The 19614-nt window shown below is 61.0% G+C and carries 12 protein-coding genes; 6 read left to right on the top strand and 6 right to left on the bottom strand.

Features of this window, described 5'->3' with window-relative positions:
* Positions 1–35: 35 nt before the first annotated feature.
* Positions 36–1085, bottom strand: coding sequence for a uroporphyrinogen decarboxylase family protein (locus PLL20_03745; protein ID HPD29083.1), 1050 nt, complete (start codon positions 1083–1085; stop codon positions 36–38).
* 12 nt (positions 1086–1097) lie between these two features.
* The gene (locus PLL20_03740; protein HPD29082.1) at positions 1098–2225 is read right to left on the bottom strand and encodes a uroporphyrinogen decarboxylase family protein; all 1128 of its coding nucleotides are present in this window, start codon (positions 2223–2225) and stop codon (positions 1098–1100) included.
* A gap of 54 nt (positions 2226–2279) precedes the next feature.
* Between PLL20_03740 and PLL20_03735 the strand changes: the two genes are divergently transcribed.
* Positions 2280–4427 carry a trehalase family glycosidase gene (locus tag PLL20_03735; protein HPD29081.1) on the top strand — a complete coding sequence of 716 codons (2148 nt, stop codon included), beginning with the start codon at positions 2280–2282 and terminating at the stop codon, positions 4425–4427.
* 1 nt (position 4428) lies between these two features.
* Here the strand turns inward: PLL20_03735 and PLL20_03730 are convergent, their stop codons facing one another.
* The 4 genes from PLL20_03730 to PLL20_03715 all read right to left on the bottom strand — a co-directional run bounded on the left by PLL20_03730 (position 4429) and on the right by PLL20_03715 (position 14392).
* Positions 4429–8253, bottom strand: a complete 3825-nt coding sequence (locus PLL20_03730; GenBank protein ID HPD29080.1) for a PQQ-binding-like beta-propeller repeat protein — start codon at positions 8251–8253, stop codon at positions 4429–4431.
* A 46-nt stretch (positions 8254–8299) separates the two neighbouring features.
* Positions 8300–10627 carry a hypothetical protein gene (locus PLL20_03725; protein ID HPD29079.1) on the bottom strand — a complete coding sequence of 776 codons (2328 nt, stop codon included), beginning with the start codon at positions 10625–10627 and terminating at the stop codon, positions 8300–8302.
* Between the two features lie 206 nt (positions 10628–10833).
* Positions 10834–13017 carry a right-handed parallel beta-helix repeat-containing protein gene (locus tag PLL20_03720; GenBank protein ID HPD29078.1) on the bottom strand — a complete coding sequence of 728 codons (2184 nt, stop codon included), beginning with the start codon at positions 13015–13017 and terminating at the stop codon, positions 10834–10836.
* Positions 13018–13048: 31 nt separating this feature from the next.
* Entirely contained in the window at positions 13049–14392 is a 1344-nt protein-coding gene (locus tag PLL20_03715) for a hypothetical protein (protein HPD29077.1), read from the bottom strand.
* Positions 14393–15445: 1053 nt separating this feature from the next.
* On the opposite strand from PLL20_03715, the gene PLL20_03710 reads away from it, so the two are divergent.
* The 5 genes from PLL20_03710 to PLL20_03690 form a co-directional block, all read left to right on the top strand.
* On the top strand, positions 15446–16165 hold the full coding sequence (locus tag PLL20_03710) for a PEP-CTERM sorting domain-containing protein (GenBank protein HPD29076.1): 720 nt from the start codon (positions 15446–15448) through the stop codon (positions 16163–16165).
* An 18-nt stretch (positions 16166–16183) separates the two neighbouring features.
* Positions 16184–16918, top strand: a complete 735-nt coding sequence (locus PLL20_03705; GenBank protein ID HPD29075.1) for a PEP-CTERM sorting domain-containing protein — start codon at positions 16184–16186, stop codon at positions 16916–16918.
* A gap of 498 nt (positions 16919–17416) precedes the next feature.
* Positions 17417–17770, top strand: a complete 354-nt coding sequence (locus PLL20_03700) for a hypothetical protein (protein HPD29074.1) — start codon at positions 17417–17419, stop codon at positions 17768–17770.
* Between the two features lie 22 nt (positions 17771–17792).
* Complete coding sequence (locus PLL20_03695; protein ID HPD29073.1) at positions 17793–18761, top strand: prepilin-type N-terminal cleavage/methylation domain-containing protein; 969 nt, start codon at positions 17793–17795, stop codon at positions 18759–18761.
* Between the two features lie 125 nt (positions 18762–18886).
* Positions 18887–19614, top strand: a 728-nt coding sequence (locus tag PLL20_03690; GenBank protein HPD29072.1) for a hypothetical protein, incomplete at its 3' end; no start/stop codon positions are given.

Below are 19614 nucleotides of genomic sequence, written 5' to 3'. Positions count from 1 at the left end.
GTTCCGAAGGTTCGCAGATTGGCCGCCGGCCGTGCTTACGCGGATGCCTCGCGGCCCCAGGAATGGCCCACAAGGGCCTCGCGGGTCTGCTCAAGGATCTGCTGGTAATTGGGATAGCCGCCCTTCTCGGCAAATGCGGCGAACATCACCCGGCGGCGGTCCGTGGTGACGCCGATGGCCTCGGCATCGTTATAGTCGCTGGCAATGAAGCCGCCGTCGGGCGTTCCCCACTCGTCCACCAGGCGATGCGCTTGAGCGCGGATTTCCTCGTAACTACCGCGGGGCAAGGTGGACTGGGTATCCACGATCGACTCGAAGCAGATTCGTCCCCGATATCGCCGGCCGATGTCTTCGATCCCAACCGTGTTGGGCTGCTGAAGATTGATGACCTCCAGGCCACAGTCGATCAGCTCCTCGATCAGTTCGTTGACGTGCCCGCACGAGTGCATCCAGGGATGCATGCCGGCCGCCTTGATCTCGTCGAACCATCGCTTGTATCGAGGTTTGAAGAATTGTCGAAAGAGTTCCGTGCTGATGAAGGCCCGATCCTGCATGCCCCAGTCATCGGCCATCGCCGCCGCGTGCATCCGGCCGCTGGCGATGCGCGCGCAGTTGCGGAAAACCCGGAGGTGGTGATCGAGGATCCGCTCGATCACTTCGTGGATCTTATCCGGCTCCTCATAGAAGTCGATGAGCGTTTCGGTCATGCCGTGAATCATGTGCAGGCGTTCAAAGATGCCGTTGCCGAAACAGAACATGACGAAACGGTCGTCGGCACCTGCGAGCTGCTCCTGGAAATCGCGGTATCGGCGGGGATCGTCGGGGTCGGGCCATTGATAGTCTGCCAGACGCGACCAGTCCTGCAGCGGATGACCGACGACCTGGCCGGTGTTCGAGACCTCCGTGCGTTCCCACACGCAACCCCATTCGTCTGCCGCGCGCTCCTTGAAGGCCCAGGTCCAGCCGGTCGGGTCGTGCGTCCATACGTCATAACAATCGTTGACCCCCACCACGTCGAACTTCATCGGCAGGCGTGGGGGCTTCGAGAACGTGATCGCCCGTTCAACAATCTCGCGTCTGGTCATGAGAGGGAGCCTCTATTCGTACCGTCCGGCCTCTCGGACTTCGGCCAGCAGGGCCTGATACGTTTCCAGAGTCACACCGGGCGGAATCGAGTGGTCGGAATGGTAGATGTAGCCGCAATACGGCATTGCCGCGGCCAGCTTGGAGCGGACCTCTTCGCGGATCCGGTCGCGGTCGTTGCTCATCAGGACGGTGACGTCGATGTTTCCGCAGAATCCGAGGCGCCGGCCGTACTTCGGCGCCAACTCGCGAACATCCATGTTCGCCTTGGCCTCCAAGGGGTTCAAGGCGTCGATGCCGGAGTCGATCAGATCGTCGATGACCACCCGCACGTCGCCGTCCGTGTGAAAGATGATTGGCATTCCTCGCTTGCGGAACTCATCGAACAGCCGTTTGTGGCACGGCTGGACGAACTCGCGGTAGTGCGCGGGACTCATGAACGGCCCGTTGCGATAGGCCATATCACCGTAGACGAAGGCACCGTCGCAGACCATGCCCTCGGCCTCGACGATTTCAAGCATTTTGATATGCAGGTCCGTGTAGGTCTCGAAAAGATCGTGCACCCATTCGGGGCGCTCGATCATCGAGAGCAGCATGATCTCATGGCCGACCACGTCCTTGAGGTTCTCAAACGGGTCGGCCACACCGTAGCAGACGAATCGTTCGGCCTTGCGGGCCCGCTGGTACAACGGCCAGAACTCATTCCATCGCACCCGGTTTCGCGAGGGCGTCAGGAGGCCCTTAACCTCGGCCCATTTATCGGGGGTGTCGATCCCGAAGCGGACGTGCTCGGGCGTGCCCATCTTGTGTTTCCACCACCGCAGTTCGGCCCAGTTACCGTCGCGCAGGAGGATCCACTCGTCGGTCTCTTCGAGGATCTCCGGTTCGATGAACCGCAGGCGGAAGTCGGGCCACGCGACTTCGGTAATGTCCATGTCGAACAGCTCCCAAAGGGTGGTGGCCTGAGTCTCGGGCGAAACCGCCCCCCAGTCGAATGCCGATCGCTCGGGATGGAACACGAAGGGGCACCCCAATTGTTCGCGGTACTCACGTTCGACCTCGAACCAGAACTTGTCGTAAATGGGGACGCGGTCGGGCTGCTTGCGGGCGAGGGTTCGGGCAACGCGTTCTTTGTGAGTCATGCGGGCTATTGTACATGAGGGAGGCTGGACCATGCCAGCGGTCGTCGTATACTCATGGCCATGATTCAACACAAGCCAACCGGATGGAACACCTGGGATTTTCGCGGCTTCAATCGGCTGGTTTTCCTGCGGGAGGGCCGGACGGACATTGTCGTTCAGTACGCGATTTGGGATGAGCACGTATCACCGCCGTCGCCGGACAGCAAGCAGATCGGGCACTTGTACGAGACTTTCCGATGGAGCGACGTGCGCTGCCTCGGTCCGCACGCTCCGATGGGTCTGCCGGCCCGGCTGGAATTCATGGCCGGCAACGTGCCCTATGCGGCTGAGGCAACCGAGACCGGCGGGACCCTGCGTTTGACGGTGACTCCTTTGGCCGAAACAAGGCACCGAATCGTTTTCATGCTCGTGGCGCCGTTCGGCGAGTCGCCGGCGGTCACTTCTCGCGGCAGCACGTTTGGCCGTTGGCGGATTGACCTGGAAGGCGCCACTTGGCCGCGGCGTTACTTCCTCAACATCGCCGAACCCTACGCGGTTGCCGAACCCGGCCAAGCAGCCAGCCTGATCGCCACCCCCGCCAAGCCGATGGCGACGTCGGGGGGATCCTTCCAGGCTTATGAACAGGAAGCCCTTGCCGGTACGGGAGCACTGGCCGAAGCCCCGGAGGCCATGATGCGAGCCATCTATTGGAACACCCTGTATGACGCACGGCGGCGTCTGGTGTCGTCTCCCGTCAGCCGCGACTGGTGTTATGACTGGCGCGGCGTGCTGGTGTTCTGCTGGGACACCTTCTTCGTGGGAGCGATGCTCTCGTATGAATCAAGGGAGCTGTCCCGCGCCAACTTTGAGGCTGTCACCGCGGCCGTGGATGAGCTGGGCATGGTCCCCAACTACTACATGGCCCATGGGGCTGCTTCGCTCGACCGCTCAATGCCGCCCTTGGGGGCCTACATGATCTGGAAGGTCGAGCAGGCCGAGCCCGATCCGGCGTGGCTCCGGCGCATCTATCCTCGGCTTCGCAAGTGGCATACCTACTGGATGAAGAACCGCGACGGCAACGAGGACGGCCTGCTGGAATGGGGCACGAACCCGACGCCGACATATGAATTCCCGCAACTGCTTCCGTACAACCCGTCGCTGCAACACACCGCCAAATGCGCGATGTACGAATCGGGTCTGGACAACTCCCCGATGTACGACGACGTTCCATTCAATGAGTCGGCGAACACGTTCGAATTGGCGGACGTGGCGTTGAACTCGTACTACGCGATGGACTGCGAGGCGCTGGCGTCGATGGCTGAGGCTCTGGGCAAGCCGAAGGATGCGGCCGCTTATCGTCGCGAATACGAAAGGATGCGTCGGCGCATCAACGATCGGTTGTGGGACGAGGAGCACGGCATCTACGCGAACCGGCATTGGGACGGGCGATTCTCAAACCGCTGGTCGCCGACGTCGTTCTTTCCGCTGATCGCGGGCGTGGCGGATGAGCGGCAGGCGGAGCGGCTGGTCCGCGAACATCTGCTCAACGAAGCGGAATTCTGGGGACGTTACGTCATTCCGGCCATCGCGCGGAATGACCCGGCCTTCGGCGACAACGACTACTGGCGAGGGCGGATATGGGGGCCCTTCAATCTCCTGGTCGCCGAGGGGCTGCGACGGTACCGCTTCGATGACGTTGCGGCCGATCTTGCCCGGCGTGGGCTGGAGATGTTCATGTACAACTGGCGCAAGGACGGCGGGGTGTACGAGAACTACAATGCGACGACCGGCGAGGGGGGCGACGTCTGGAACGCCGCCCGGCTTTATCACTGGGGCGGACTGATGGCCTACATCGCCGTCCAGGAGTTGATCGACGTGGAGGCCACCGGCTTTCTTCGTTTTGGCTCGGTGTCATTTCCCAGCGCGGGCGTCCGCAATGTCCGGATCGGCACCGACCGATACGAGATCCGGCTTGACGAAGGGATGAAAGTCACTCGCAATGGGGAGCCCTTTATCGAGTGCGACTCGCGAATGATCGTACGGATCCCTCTCATCGCCGCGCCCGACCAGCCGATCGAAGTCTCTGCGCCCGCCGCGGGCAGTTTGACCCTCTCGACACCCCAGCAGTTGTCGAGATCCTGTCGCATCAATGGCAGACGGACAGTCCATGCCGAGCGCACCGCCGCAGGTCTCGTTTACCGGTGGCCGGCGGCGGCATCGTAAGTCAATCGGCGCAGGTTGAAGGCGGCGTGATGCCGGCTCCGCTGACGCATCGCTGCAATACGCTGAAGTCGGACTGATCGACGTCGCTGTCGCCGTCGAAATCGGCAATCGCGCAGTCCACCGCGAGCAGCCTTACGCCCGGGGCGGTCGCGCATTGCTCGAAGATCGTGTAGTCGTTCTCATCGACGTCGCCATCCTCGTCCAGATCAGCGGACACCGTCGGCGGGAGATCAAATCCCACGCCGTCCCACCAGAGCGTAAACCCGGAATCCCACGTGTCGGCGTGGATCTCCAGGAACTGAATGTTGGCCAGGCTGGGATTGCCGACGGCCGTGCGCCGCCATCCCGTTTGGGTCGTGGGAGACGCATCCAGGGGCACCTCATAGGATCGCCACTGCCCCAGGGCCTGGTTCAACAGGTTGTACGGGGACCCGTTCATGTAGAACTGGTACTCGAAGTAATTGTTCTCGGCGTCCTTGAGACGAATCCACGGGCTGCCGTTCTGGAAGTCGTAGGGACTGGGGTTCTCGGCGTACACCCTGAACTTCAGCATGGTGGCGGACGTGAGGTTCCACCGGGCCGTGAAGCTTCGCGGGTAACGGACGTAGGTATCGAAGCCCCCGTCGGTGATGAACTTCACCGATCCCGCGCCGACGACCTTACGGCCGGTATCGTCAACAACGTAGGTGTTCTCGGGGCTCGAACCCTCGGCCCAGGCCGCCCAGTCCGCCGCGTTCAGTTCGGTCATATCGTCGGGCGGCCGGGTTTGGACCGGCCCTCCCAGACCGAGCAGTCGCTCGAAGATCGCCGTTGTGGTCTGGCCTTCCCAGTAGGCGACGTTCGCTTCGGTGATATCGAGCCAGCAGTAGTCCACCCCGCCGTTGTACTCGACGCGAAAGTGAAGAAGCCCATTGGTTCCCACGACCGCCACATAGCCGAACGGGTTGGCATTCAGCACGTCGCCGTTGTAGGCCGGCGGCACCTTGACAGGATCGATGGGGACGTTGGGCAGGGTGTACTCGCCGTTGGCGTCGGTCAGCCCCTGGGCCTTGATTTGCGTGGTAATGACCTTTCCTTGTCCCGGGCGCTCGCAGTACTGGTACATTTTGACCGTCGCGCCGGGCAGAGGCCGGCCATCGAATCCGAGGATTCGCAGCCGGATCTCGGCCGGCAACTGGTACAGGTATTGGCCGTAATAACCGTGGACCGTGTCCAACCAATGGTTCATGGCTCCGGCGCTATGGGCGGAGATCAAGGGGCTGCAACCGTGCATCAGGTCGGCCCGCGCGCTGTAGCCCTGCCCGGAGACCTGGTTCGCCTCGGCAGGGACGTCGAGCTGATAGATGTCGACCAGGCCAAGTTGGTGCCCCATTTCGTGCAGCAGTCCGTAGTCAATGTCATCGGTCGGGCTGTAGTAACCGGAGCCGCGGGGATCTCCCTCGTCTGCGTGGTAGCGGAACGGGAAGATGGCGTAAGGCGTGGTATCGACCGCAGGATCCGGGGCGACGTCGTCCAGGACCTCGAGCACGTTGTAGTGCACGCGCTTGCGGCAGTCGGCGGCGGCGAACAACTCGTTGAACCGCGTCATGTGTCGCTGGAGCCAGTCGAGCATGTCGTCGGTCCGGGCCTGCGGGTAGCTGACCGGCGTGTTTTCCCTGAAGTTTTCGATGCAGGACCGGTCAACGTAGGTGAGGAAGGGTACCGCCTTAGTGTTGACGACCAGTGCGTTATTCGTCGCGCGGGCGTCTGAGACGTTGAGGGCAAAACCGATGTCGCGAGCAACGGTCAGGCCCTCCCACGTTCGCAAGAGCGTGAAACTCGTCGTGGCATTCGGCGCGAGCGTCACAACTTGTGATGGGTTACCAACCACTGCCCCGTCCACCGTCCACGTGCCTGAAAGGGTACCGCTCCAGGTATTTGTGCCGCGATTGCGAACCGTCGCCGTGTAGGTGACCGTGTCGCCGGTGTTCGGCCAGCGTTGAGTTGCGCCGGTCTGCCCCCCGCCGAGGGAGGTAGCCGCCGAGAAGAGATACGGACCGAAGCCGGATGGCTCGGTGATCCAGTAATAGGTGTAGTCAGGCAGGTATCGTGGGTACTGCGGTGTGCGGGCGAGGCTGAGCACGTGCAGGTCCGTCTCGTCGCGAGGCGTGCGTGGACCGATGCCGTCGACGGTGGTGATCTCAGTCATGCTCTTGGTGACGGTGGTAACGCCGTAGTAGTAGTGGATGCCGTTTACCGCCGTGGAGTCAAGATAGCTCGTGGTATTGATGTTATCGACGGCGGCGATGGGGCTCATGCCGTCCACGGACTTGAACTGAGTCGTCGCGCGGTAGACGGCGTAGTGATGGAACTGGTTGGTCGGATCGAGGACCGGTTGCCAGGAGAGGGCTACGGCGTGGTTCAGGGCCACGGCGGCCTGGCCTGCGGGAGGCCACAACTCGGCGGTGGCGCCGGCGGTGATGTCGATGGCGGTGAACAGGTTCTCGATCGTGTTGGTGGGGCCTTCACCATCGCCGTTTCCGGCGATCCAGGTGGTGCGAAGCGGAAGATAAAGCAGGCCATCTGGGGCGATGGTGGCCGTAGCCCGGGCGTTGCCGGCCGAGTCGACCGCGAACGTGTCCAGCAGCACGGGCTGTGTGCCGTCGTCGCGAATGGCATAATAGGTGTCGCCGTCGTTGTTACCGACGATGATGACGCCGTTGGAGGTCACGATCGGTGAGGATGAGACCATCTCCCAGCCGGTGCTGCCGGTGGGGTAGGTCCATTTGACCGAGCCGTCAACCGTGTTGATGGCATACAATTGCCCATTGCCCTGTTGACCGTTGGTCTGGAAGTAGTAGGTAAGACCGTCGTGGCTGAGGCAACCGGCGGCCTGGGCACGTTGGGGACTTGCCCCGCCGTTGTAGAAAACCATCACTGCCTCGCTGCCCCACAGCGGATTGCCATTCTTGTCCAGGCCGGCCACGAAGATGGAATCACTGCCACAGCCGACGTAGATGTTGCCGTTGGCCGGGTCAATGGTCACGGTGGCATCGACCGTTGCGCCGACGTTGGCGGTCCACAGCTCGGCACCGGTGGAACCGCTGTATGCCTTGATCTGCCCCCATCGGGCGCCGATGACGACCATCAACGGGCTGACGCCGGTATAGAGAGACGGATCGCTCAGTCCGCAGTCGGCGGGAGTCGCGGCGGCCCAATTCTGTTCGATCATGCTGCCGTCGTCCATGCCGGCGTAGGGCCGATCGACCCAAGAATGCAGGAAGATGCGGCCGTCGGGTGCAATCGTGGGTGAGTGCATGCTGAGATGGCCGGGGTTGGCATCCGACCCATTGTGCCAGTAGGACGAAGGCCCGACGTTGGTTCGGAACGCCATCAGCGGGTGGCCGTTGGGATACTGAGCGTTTGCCGTCGCGTCGTTGACGACGTAGACCGTGCCGCCATTGTTGGAGAAGGCCGGGGTGCTCGCGCCGATGGTCTCTCCGCCGCTCGGGTTTCCGTTCCAGAAAAGACGACCGGTACGGCGGTCCATGCCCTGGACCCCTTTGGGCCAATGATAGCCGGCAACGACGATATCGGCGCCGCCCGGGCCGACGCCGTCGTAAAACACCATTGAGCTGCTTGTGAAACCGCCCTCGCCGGGCGAACCGGGCGAGCGTTTCTGCCAGCGCACCGTGTCGAAGAACGTGTTGTTCATCCGCTCCGCGGGGACGGTGTAGTCCGCCCGTCCGGTGTGCGCCGGGTCCCGATGCTTCATTGGCCAGGAAGCGCCCATCACGGGCGCGGCACAGGCAACCGAGACAAGTGTTGAAATCAATCTGTGGTTCATCGCTCGATCCTCTTCAGTTCGAAGCTCCGCCGGAAGACGGCGGGCTTTATCCGGCGCACCCGGTGTCGCCCGGCACGTCGGCGCCGCTGAGGCAATTCATGAAGATGTCCAAGTCGGCACCATCCACGTCGGTGTCGCCGTCGAGAATGGCATCCTCACAACCGAGGGTGATTGCTCCGCCCGAACCGGTCATGCATATCTGGAAGTGGCCGAAGTCCTCCTGGTCCACATCGCCATCGCCGTCAAAGTCGGCCGGGACCGGCACGAACGGAATGGCGGAGAAGATTTCGCTTGTGTTCTCAGCGCTGTCGGCATGCCAGGCAATCTGGCTCTGATCGTTTATGCAGGGGGCTCGATCGTCGTAGTTGTTGTTCGTGACCTGGAGGATGGCTCCTTCGCGAAGGGTATAGATTTCCCAGTCCGAGCCGTCGAAACCTTGCCAGACAATCTCCCCAGCCAGGTTGATTCTGGGGTACTGGTCGTGGGTGCCGTTGTTGGTGATCCGCATAAGGCCGCCGCCGGTGGCATTGGCCTGGAAAATCTCCCAACTCGTCGCGGTCCGGGCCATCCACACAACCTGGCCGGTGTCGCTGATTTGCGGGTACCAGTCCTCGTAGGAGTTGTTGGTCAGCCGGACAACGGGGCCGCCGGTGGCGTCCGCACTGTAGATCTCCGTATTCCAGGAATTGAGCCAAGAATGCCAGACCACTCGCCCGCTGTCATTGATTTGCGGGTACTCGTCCTCGTAACCGTTGTTCGAGACGTTGATCAGGCCGCTGCCGTCGGCGTTGGCGCTGTAGATTTCCCAATCGGACCCGTCGTAGCCGAACCAGACGACCCGGTTTGAGTTATTGATCTGCGGCCAGACATCCTCGCGCGGGTAGCCGGAAGCCGCCGTGTTGTCGGTGATCCGCACGACGTTCGTCCCGTCGGCATCGGCGCTGTAGATCTCGTAATCGGTTCCGTCAAACGAGTCCCAGACCACCTTGCCCAGGTCGTTGATCTGGGGATGCCAGTCGTTCACGGTATTGTTGGTAATCCGGACAACGTCAGTCCCGTCAGCGTTGGCGCTGTAGATCTCGTAGTCCTGACCGTCGAATCCCTGCCAGACGATGCGGCCGGAGGCGTTGATCTTCGGGTCCTCATCGTTGAATGCGTTATTGGTGATCCGCGTGAACATCCGGCCGTCGCGATCGGCGGAGTAGATCTCGAAGTCCGACCCGTCGGAACCGTGCCAGACGAGCCGGCCGGCCGCGTTGATCTGCGGTGCCCAGTCATCACGGAGGTTGGCGCTCACCGCGACGCAGACGCCGGGATACGGCTCGGCCGCGGGAGGCGTACCGCCGGGCACATGGTCGCCCCCGCTCTCGGGGTAAGTGTTGAAATCCTGCACGTAGGCCCACCAGTTGTTCAGGCGGGTCATGCCGTACTCGGTGATGGAGCCGGCAGCGTGCGGAAAACGGGCGAACCACCACTTGTGGTGCAAGCGGATGTCGCCGTAGCCCCACTCACTGCAATTCATCGATCGCTTATAGTCTGAGATCCGGCTCGGATAGCCTTCGGGGAAAACGTTGAGCCAGTAATCGGCGGTGCTGTCCACGTAACGCCAGTTGCCCCAGTCGTAATCGGAATCGCTGTTCGGGGCAAAGTGCACGTTGCCGCAAGCCGCCTCCCCCGGGTAAACCTTGTCGTAAAGAGTGAAACGGTTCCAGGCATGCGTTTGCTGGGCCGACCAACCGCCATACACGTGGGTCAGGATGGATTCGCTGCGATGCCCGAAGTCCTCGAGCATTTCGCCGACGCCCCGCTCGTAGTTGAACACCGAGATGATGAAGATCTTGGAGCAGGCCACGCGGGTCAGGGCTGGCGAGTTACACCAATAGCCTCCGCGGCCGATCATTCGCGTCTCATAGCCGCCGAAGTACGGGGCGCTGTGATCGAGCACCTCGTCGATCTCCCCGGAATCCACCTTACGGGCCAAGTCAAAATCGCGGACCTTGGCCTTGTAGTCACACAGATCCGGTGTATGCCAGCCCGACCAGGTGGACAGGCATTGCAGATACGATTCATCGGTGTAGCGGAAACCATCCTCTTTGATCGGCCACACGTCGGCGTTGACCGTACGGGTCAGGCGGTATTGAAGCAGTCCGTGGCTGACGGCCTCGAAGTCGTTGATGTAGCCGGCCGTCAGGGCCGAAGGGTCGTTCCATCCGCCCACCGTGTGCAATCGTTTGCCGGACCGGCTCTCGATGATGGGGTCGAAGTTGATGAGCAGGGCGCGGGGGCTCAGGACCGTAAGGTCTTGAGCCGCCGCCAGATTCGGTACCCATACCAGGCCCACGATCAGGGCGGCGCGACGACATACCCGCTTCATCTCCGCACTCCTTTGAGTTCGATGGCTGCTTTGCTTGAGACCGCTACCGGCCAGTCCCTCTCGCGTTTATTCCAGCATATCCGGTTTGCCTCCTCATCTCAAGGCATGAGCGGCCCAGGCGGGTCCTGATAAAAGCGGTGCGCAGGGCGGACTCCGGCTATCGGCCGCAGCGAACCGCGATCGCGGGCCGTTCTTACAAGGGACATCTACCTGTTGTCCTGTTCGGCGGGTTCCATCCGAAACTGGAGTTGTGCGACGCCGTCGATTTCGAAGTGCTCGACACGGATCGTGTGCGCGCCCGCTTCCAATTCCACGGTGGTGCCGTTTTCCTTGGGCGGGTGCCACGTCCAATCATCGATGATGCGCTGGTCGTCGATCCAGACGCGGATCCCGTCGTCGGAAATCGTCCAGATCTTGTACTTGCCGGCGGGGAGTTCGATGGTCGTCGTGGCCACCGTGCCGAAGTGGTCCGCTCCGACTTTATCGCCGGCCTGGCCGCCGCCCCATTTGAAGTCGACGGCGGAGAGCTTCCGGGTCTCGACAGGCGGTTTGGCGATCATCGCTTCCCAGCGGTCCTGATGCTCGCGGGGATCGTCGGCGGGATCCCATTTGTAGAACTTGACGTCCCAGTCCGCGGACACCAGCGTCCCGACGGCTGAGAGCTTCTTGCCACCCGCATCCAATTCGATGGAGAAAGGCAGCACGCCCTTCTTCACAGCAGAGACCGTGACCATCCCGGGAAGTCTGCCCTCCATGGGCGTCACGTGAACCGAGCCGGTAACCTTGGTGACCTTGAAGTCGCCGGAGGGACCGAGAATCTGCACAGTAGCCTTCTCACCGGCCAGGACCTTCCGAGGATAGACGATGAAGTCGGTGAAATCGTACGGTCCCCACTCGGTCATGATGATGTTGTGTCGCCCAGCCAGTTTCTTGCGGGCACCGACCGGTCGGGTGTCACCGAAGACCGGATACTTCGGAGGCTCCCATTTTTCGGCCGGCTGATCGAGTCTGGTGGTCTTGGCGTTCTCATCCGCGACCATTTCCCGTTTCACGCCGGTCATCCGATTGTCGATGAGAATCGTCTCGATTGCGTGGCGCAGATGAAAGCCGACCTCATCACCCTCGAACGTGTTCCAGGCAATCGTCGTGGGTTTGAGATTCTGGTGGTTCGCCTTGCCCCAGGGTTTCTGCATGAAATCCGGATTCGGGGCACACCAAAGGTGCACGCCGCACCGGTTGTTTCTGAAGGTGTTGTGCTTGATGACGTTCGCCGAGCCGTGCTCGATGTTGACGCCGCCTCTTTCCAGACCGTAGCCCATTCCTCCGTTTTCCTCGAAAAGATTGCCAGCGATCAGCGTGTCCTGCGAGTAGCCGCCCCAGACGCCGCAGATGGCGTTGCCCACCAGCCGGTTGCCGATGAACTTGTTGCCGAAGCTGAAGGTCATTTCGATGCCGTGGGCCGGAGCGTAGGAAAAATCGTTGTTGATCAGCAGGTTGTCGTTGTTGCCCCGCCGCCTGTAATCGAAGTCGGGGCTCGGCGCCGGCTTGTCTCCGAGGGCCTCCAGGCCGGCGAAACCGAAGAAGCAGTCGCCGCCGTGGGTCGCGGAGTTTTCCGCGAGGACGTTTTCGCAGTTCTGCTCAAACATGAAGATGCCCGCCGAATCCTGCCCGCGGTTGTAAACGCCATGGCTGTATCCCCGAACACAGAAGTCGAAGGCGTTCCGCGTGATCACGTTGCGGTTGGATCGCCACATGGCCAGGCCCCAACCGGACAGGAACGAGCAGTCATTGTCGTAGATCTTGGAATCGTTGACGCGGTCGATGCAGATGCCGTTCTGGCCGTGACGGGCTTTCACGCGGCGAAGCGTGATCTTGTCGGACAGCTCGACGTACAGGGCGGCTCCATAGTTGGCTATCCATTCCTTCTTGTCGTTCTCATGCCCGAATATCCAATCGCTGTCGTCCTCGGCCTCCGGCGTAGATAACAGATGCTTCTGATAGTTGCCGGAAACGTCGACGTCTTCGATGAGAAGCCCCGGACACTCGTTCGCGTAAATACCCACCTTGTAACCGCGAACCTTTGCGTTTCTGAGGGTGATGTTCCGGCCACGGATGATGATTCCCCTGCCGGTGAAGGCGTCGGGAAGCCGTCCTTCCGAGGAGCCGTCGATCTCGGCTCCCTGGAAGTCGACCGTAATGTCGTTTCCGATGATGCGCACGGCGCCGTCGTCGCCGGGATCGGGCAAGCGATAGCGGCCAGGCTTGACGACCGTATCTTTCGTAATCTCCATGTTATCCTCGCTCAGGGCGATCGTTTCAGCCGCGATGGCCGAGACCGAGAAAGAAAGCACGAGCGCTACCGGGGTCAGATATGATTGAAGCCGGTTCATAGGACGGGTCCTCATCATTTGCGGTTCGACATCAGTAGAACAGAAACACCCACCAGTTCTTCATGGGTTTGCCGTCGTCATCGACGCACTTATTGTCCAACCCCGGCATACACTGCCGCCAGAAGACCATCCACGCGCCCATGCAGTCGGGAACGGTCTTGCGGTATGGGGCGTATTTCTCCTTGTTGAAATCGAGCACCTTGTCCTTGCCGTCCGGGCCGTTGCGCAGCCGGTAGTTCTCGATGGTGCTTTTGACGGTGTACGAGCTGTCCAGATCGTAATGGTGGCGGGCTCCGGGCGGCCAGTGAGCATTGCCCCCGACGGCGATGTAGGGCTCCACCGTGTATTCCTGATCGTGGTGCTTGATCTTCATGGTCGTCGCCGTCGGGTAAGAGACGACGTTGTCGCGGCCGTAGGGCATTTCATACAGTGAGCTGAACGGCAGCTTAAACCGCTCATCCAGATTGAGTTCCGCGAACTCCCGGAAGTACTTCCGCCAATAGCCGATGGCGTTGTGATTCGCGTAGGCCTCGAGACCGTGGCCGAAGTTTTCCATCTGGCAGCCTGTACCGCGGTGCGGGTTGAAGAAGGCCATGCGGAAGCTGCGGCCGGACCACGGCATCGAATCATCATGCCCGTTGCCGGCGGGACCGTGCTTGCCCTCGATCGGCCGGCACTGGTCATCGTAATACTGCTTGAACTCGGTGACCTCAAACGCCGGCCAGCCCACCTCGTACTCATGGATCGCATAGAACCACAGCTCGTGCACGACCCCCGCGTTGATCAGCTCATGCAGGTTCAAGTACCGCCGGTCGTTCCTCGGATCCTGGAACCCATAGAAGCGGGCAAAGGCGTCCCCATAGAACGTGCCGTAATCGCACCCGAAATCCTTGGGGCCATCGGGCTTGAGCGGCAGGAAGGCGCTGTTCTTGTGTAGACGCTCGGGTGGCACGGGCCGGTCGCGCATATCGACGTACTTGGCGACCTCATACCTCAGGAATGCCGGGGCGTCAGGGTCCTTGAAGCCGTGGTAGCGTGTGCTCTCGGCCAGGGCCTTGATGAGCTTATCGGTACGCTCCTGAATGCCGGGCATATCCACGTCGTTGGCGAAGTTGAGCACCAACACGCGCGGCCGCATTTCGCGAATCCGATCATGATTCTGCCAGATCCACGGGTCCGAGTTGCGATAGCTGACCTTATTGGGCCAGACGGTCAAGTCGTCCGAAAGGCCTGCCGGCACCGTGGCCGGCCGGGTCGAGCCTTGGCCGGGAGACTCCTCGGGCGACTCAGCGGCATTCGCGGCAGGCATCACCGCGAAGAAGGCACTGAGCGCGAACCGCGACGAACGCCACCGAAACGACACGTAGGCTGGCATGCTCTGCTTGTCCTCCCGTCTCCTGCCAACTCTTGGGCCTGCGAGGAGCACCGCGTTTGCCCTATGAGCGCTTGGGGGTTGGCCAGGGTACACGGAAGTCAAGCCGCTTCCAAGTCTGGGTCGCCCGGGCTTGCCCCAAGCGGGCCCGTGACAGCGGCGGCGGCAGTCCTCGCGGCTGACCCGGTTGTCGTGAACGCAAGCCGGAAGCAGACCGCTTCAGCTTCAGCGGTCTTTCCCGAAGGGCAAACAGGCCGGTCGTTTTACGACTGGTTCACGGTCGGCCAATTTCCCCTTCACTTTGTTACCCCGTCAAGCCCGATTTGACGGGCCTGTCCTTGTCAGTTAGGCCCGTTGAAACGGGCTGAGACCCTAGAAAGGAAGAACCGCAGGCGACCACCAACCGGCCGTATCACGGCCAGCCCATCAGCCCGCCTTTGGCGGGAAAACCCGGAGGGCCTTGATCGCCCAACCTGGACCGGTCGGCATGCCCGCCCAGACTGTCACGCACCTGCCATAAGGCGATCCAATCAGGGATTATCCGGCGACCAGCCGCATCTGGACGAGGCCCCGGATGGTCAAGATCGCATCCCTGGTCCAAACCTGCCATCCCTAACTTGCGTTCGGAGAGCGGCTTAGAAGCCTGTCGCGGCCGGCCAGCCTCTGGCCGGAGCGCGTTTCTCGGCAAGCCTCCAGGCCCTCCAGCCATACCCGGCTTTGGCGCGGGTGACGACGGAATGATGAATTAGCGAAAAAACGCCTAACCAAGACGATTAAGGGTTGACCCCGGTCAGCCCAATCATTACTATAGCAGGCTAGAGGGGCCGCTGTTTGCGCTTTCTCAGCGGTCGAGCAGAGGGGGGGACGAGCGCACCTCTGAGCGTTCCTCTGACGGTTTTGTTGTCGTTCCTCTGACGGCCTTAACTGCGGCCCTATGTGCCATGTGGCAATCGCGCCATTGGCGTATCGAAAATGATGTTCATGCGGATCGCAGGGTACTCAGTCAGCCCTGAGGTGAAACAAGTGAAGTTCGTTACCAAGAGGAGGACGAAAACCATGAGGACTATTCTATTGGCTGTCGCGGCGCTGCTGGTTGTCGGAACCGCGGCTCTTGCAGCTCTACCGGTGTCGATACCGATGGACCAGCAAATCAACCTGGGCTACACCTACAACAGCCAGTCTCCCAGCGGAGACGCCATTTACCCCGCGTTCAACGCCGATACGCAGACCTTTTTCCCCGGAAGCCATGTCCGGCACAATCTGGTCTATGGGGGCGGGGCGGGAGGCTGGTGGTATCAGTATGTCGACCTGAACCTGGCCGGCATCACCACGCCGGGCAGCGGGTTGGATCTGAGCGCCGCCGATGCGAAGATCGAGTTCGATGCCCGGTACTACCAGGACCCCGAGATGAATACCAACCCCTATGGCGATGCCCAGATCTTCGTTCGAATCTACACCTATGGGGCTGACGGCAACACGTATTTGGGGTACAGGGATTACGGGATTGTCTACGGTGCGAACAGCAGCAACCCGCCGTACGGTGCCTGGTACCCCACGTGGTGGCACCTCACCATCGATGTCAATGGGGCCACGCACACCGATGGCGGTTCGTTTGACGTCACCAACGTCAGTCGCATCCGGTTCTACGGCACGGATTGGTCTGGCCAGGGAACAGATTTCGTCGATTTCAAAAACCTGCTGATCACGCCGGAGCCGGCGGCTCTGGTGCTGCTTGCCCTGGGTGGCTTGGTGGTTGCCCGCCGCCGCAGGTCGTAAAGAGAAAGGGGAAAAGCAATGAGACTCACGAATGTGTTATGTGGCTTGGCCGTGTTGCTCGCGGCCGGGCCGGTGTTGGCAGTCACCTTGTATGACTCCAACGGGTTTGAGGCGCCTGGAATCGTTCTGGGGGCGCTGGCCGGCCAAGATGGATGGACGAGCGGAGGAGGTGGTGGCGGAGCGGATCCGGTGGTCGTGAGCGCTCCCCATCCGGTCCTTGGCCAACAGGCTGTTAAGCTCGAAGTACCCGATATCCAGGGAGCTACGTCTTCCATGGATCATGCCATTCCGGCGATCAATCTTGCGGGGCAGATCGTGACCGTGAGCTACGACATCTATCGCCCTGCAGGGCAGTACGCGCCGGAGAACCTGTGGTGGTGGTGGTGGGACGCGGGCGAGCCCACGTATGGCCTGCAATGGGATCTCGGCGGTACGCTGCCCCACGGGTGGAACCCGGGTGCCGGCTCAACTCCGACCGTGTTCGACCGGTATGCGAACGTCACGATGGTTTGGGACTTCCAGGAGTCGAAGGCCTACTCCTGGTACGACGGCGTCCTGGTTGACGATGGCATCCCGATCGCCAACATTACCACTCTGACCGGCTGGACGATCTACCTCGGTCACGATGCCGCCACGGGTACAGGCGCAAGCATAGCCTATATCGACAATTTTGTGATCACGGCGGTGCCGGAGCCGGCATCGCTGGGGCTGCTTGCTCTGGGCGGCCTGCTCCTGATGCGGAGACGCGGTTAAGACCGTTCCTTGCGGAGGGCGGGCTTTTCTGCCCGCCCTCTTTGTGTTTTCTGGGAACACGCCGGGCGGCTGGTAAGGCGGCAAGACGATACCTCGGTAGATACCTTCGATCGACATTGAACGAGGCGCTGTTGGGGGCAGCAAAACCGAGGCGGGGGTGCTTGTGCTGCCGTTCAGGGGAGAAATATTGCTGAGAAAATTCAACCTCGGCCTTGCTGAGCACCGATTCGGGTCTTTTCCAAAAGGTGGAGGATCTTGAATTTCGGCGATCATAGGCTAGATTAAGGTAGGTGAACGAAGTCAAGGAGGGGGGTACGTTCCGAGTGTTGCCGGCGGGCATGTCATGCCGGCGGGCGGAACGAGTCTGGAACGTTACGGCCAGAGAGCGGTGCGGCCTGCGCGCATGTTTTCCGGTCGCTGTGCGTTTGGGTTGCGGCCCGCGAGAAGGCGGTCTGCCCTCAGGTTTCAAACATCGGATGAAGACGTTGTGAGTAACCAGTGAGCAACTGGGCAAAGATACTCGTTGCGATCGGGCTGCTGGCTTTGGCGGTGGCTATATATGCGCTGCGGGCGGGAAATGTCAATGATATTACCGACCGGACGGACTACAAGGCGAGACTCAAGTGCCTGGCGTGTGGGAACGAGTTCACGGCCAAGTTGGATACGGCGGCCAGGCCTCCGTTCAAGTGTGGCAGTTGCGGGAAACCGGCTGCCTGGCAATTGTGGCAGTGTGATCAGTGCAAAGCGACATTCGTGCCCGAGCCGGTTGGTGATCCGCCGCACCCGCCGATTATGGCGAATTGCCCGAAATGCGGCAGTTCAGCGACCGGCATGGTCCCGGTCAAGGACTGATTCCGGATCGCGGGGGTTGACGATGAAACATAGCCGTGATTTCCATCGCGCGTTCACGCTCATCGAGTTGTTGGTCGTCGTGGCCATCATCGCCTTGTTAATCGCTATTCTGCTGCCGTCATTGACGGGGGCCAGGGAGCAGGCCAAGACGGTGGTGTGCGCCTCGAATCTCCGGCAGGTGGGGCTTTCGCTGCGTTATTGTTACGAGCAAGCCAAGTACTTTCCGCTGCTGGACGATGGCGGGGCATCGGGTGCGGTGGGGCATCAGAATATCATGGCCACGTGGATTGACGTCTTGTTTGCCAAGAAACACCTGGGGAACCTGGAGACAGGTTACTGCCCGAAGGACAAGAGACCCGACCCGATGAACCAGTTGCGGGGGGTGGAATGGGGATTCAACTACCCCATTCCGCAAGGCGGCGGGCCGGGATCGGATTACAGCATCGGCATTTCCGTTCCCTGTGCCACTGCGGGCTGGCAGGTACAAGGGACCAAATTCTCTATCGAAAAGCAAACAAGTAACCTGGTTCTGGCCGCCGACGGGTGGTGGAACTGGATGCACGGTTTCAGCGCCGAAGGCCTCGAATACAACCGTCCAACCGTTCCCTATTGGGGTGGTAACACCGTGGGGTATCGGCACGGTAGCCGCTCACTGCTGGCCGCGAACGTGCTGTTTCTTGATTCGAGCGTGCGGCTGGTCAGGCTTAACCTTGCCGATCGCTATTCAGATGGTCGCATCCGCGGCTTGAGAACCAACGAGCACTACTTCTGGCGACCGCGCGAGCACACCCGGATCGGTTATCCGGCCGGGACCGGTTTCGTAAATGACAAAGACATCGATGAGCGGCCTTTCCCGGGCAGTTACAACACCTACCCGGAGGGTACACCTGAGAATGAGGCGAGCTTTCCCCCGGACCTGTCACCATCGTGGTGGACCAAGAAGCACAAATGGCCCGGAGCCGTCAAGACTCACAAGGGCTGGCACCAATGAGCCTTTAACGGCGTAGCTATATGGAGGCGAAAGATCTACGATCAGCAAGTCATCAAGACTCGTTGTCGCAGCGTGTGCGGCAGGGTTGTTCTTGCAGAAATCACGGGAATAAGAGGAGGAGTTAGATGAGACACTCGATAGTTTGGCTGGCGGGGCTGATCCTGGCGACCAGCGGACCGATCGGTTTGGGTGCAGTCCTCGTCGACGTGCCCATGGATGCTCAGATCAATTACGGTGACACCTATAATAGCCAGTCACCCAACGGCGACGCGATCTATGTTCCCCCGAATCTAAACGGAAGCATCAGCTTCCGCGCGGACGAGGCGGAAGGCTACGTCCGGAACAACTACAACTCGGGGTGGTACTACGGTCCCTACCTCGACACCAATCTGGCCCATATCACGACTCCGGGCACGGGCTTGGACCTAAGCCATCCCTGCACGCGGATTGAGTTCGATGCTCGCGTCTACCAGGATGCCGCAACGAATAGCAACCCCTACGGCGATGCGAACATCTTTGTCCGCATTTACACCTATGCCGCTGACGGTAACACGTATCTGGGATATCGGGATTTTGGCATCGTTTACGGGCCCAATGTAAACTTCTTCCCCTTCGGCGATTGGTACCCGACATGGTCGCATGTGGTAGTCTTTGTCAACAAGAGCTACAGCGAGGGAGGAACCTTCGACGTCACGAACGTGAGTCGCCTGCGTTTCTACGGAACGGACTGGAGTGGCGGAGGCTTCGATTTTACGGATGTGAAGAACCTGATCATTACCAATGATCCGTTGCCGCCGGTCATCACCCCGGTGCAGCCCGATCCGCAGACGGCCTACGCTGACATTCCCTACAC

Source organism: Phycisphaerae bacterium, assembly GCA_035384605.1.
Lineage (GTDB): Bacteria > Planctomycetota > Phycisphaerae > UBA1845 > PWPN01 > JAUCQB01.
Note: the sequence above shows the minus strand (reverse complement) of the source record. Positions and strands in the feature narration are given on the sequence as shown.

Coding starts and splice junctions, on each gene's coding strand:
- PLL20_03705 (HPD29075.1), top strand. CDS start 16,184: ATGAGACTCACGAATGTGTTATGTGGCTTGGCCGTGTTGCTCGCGGCC.
- PLL20_03715 (HPD29077.1), bottom strand. CDS start 14,392: ATGCCAGCCTACGTGTCGTTTCGGTGGCGTTCGTCGCGGTTCGCGCTC.
- PLL20_03720 (HPD29078.1), bottom strand. CDS start 13,017: ATGAACCGGCTTCAATCATATCTGACCCCGGTAGCGCTCGTGCTTTCT.
- PLL20_03730 (HPD29080.1), bottom strand. CDS start 8,253: ATGAACCACAGATTGATTTCAACACTTGTCTCGGTTGCCTGTGCCGCG.
- PLL20_03710 (HPD29076.1), top strand. CDS start 15,446: ATGAGGACTATTCTATTGGCTGTCGCGGCGCTGCTGGTTGTCGGAACC.
- PLL20_03745 (HPD29083.1), bottom strand. CDS start 1,085: ATGACCAGACGCGAGATTGTTGAACGGGCGATCACGTTCTCGAAGCCC.
- PLL20_03695 (HPD29073.1), top strand. CDS start 17,793: ATGAAACATAGCCGTGATTTCCATCGCGCGTTCACGCTCATCGAGTTG.
- PLL20_03735 (HPD29081.1), top strand. CDS start 2,280: ATGGCCATGATTCAACACAAGCCAACCGGATGGAACACCTGGGATTTT.
- PLL20_03725 (HPD29079.1), bottom strand. CDS start 10,627: ATGAAGCGGGTATGTCGTCGCGCCGCCCTGATCGTGGGCCTGGTATGG.
- PLL20_03740 (HPD29082.1), bottom strand. CDS start 2,225: ATGACTCACAAAGAACGCGTTGCCCGAACCCTCGCCCGCAAGCAGCCC.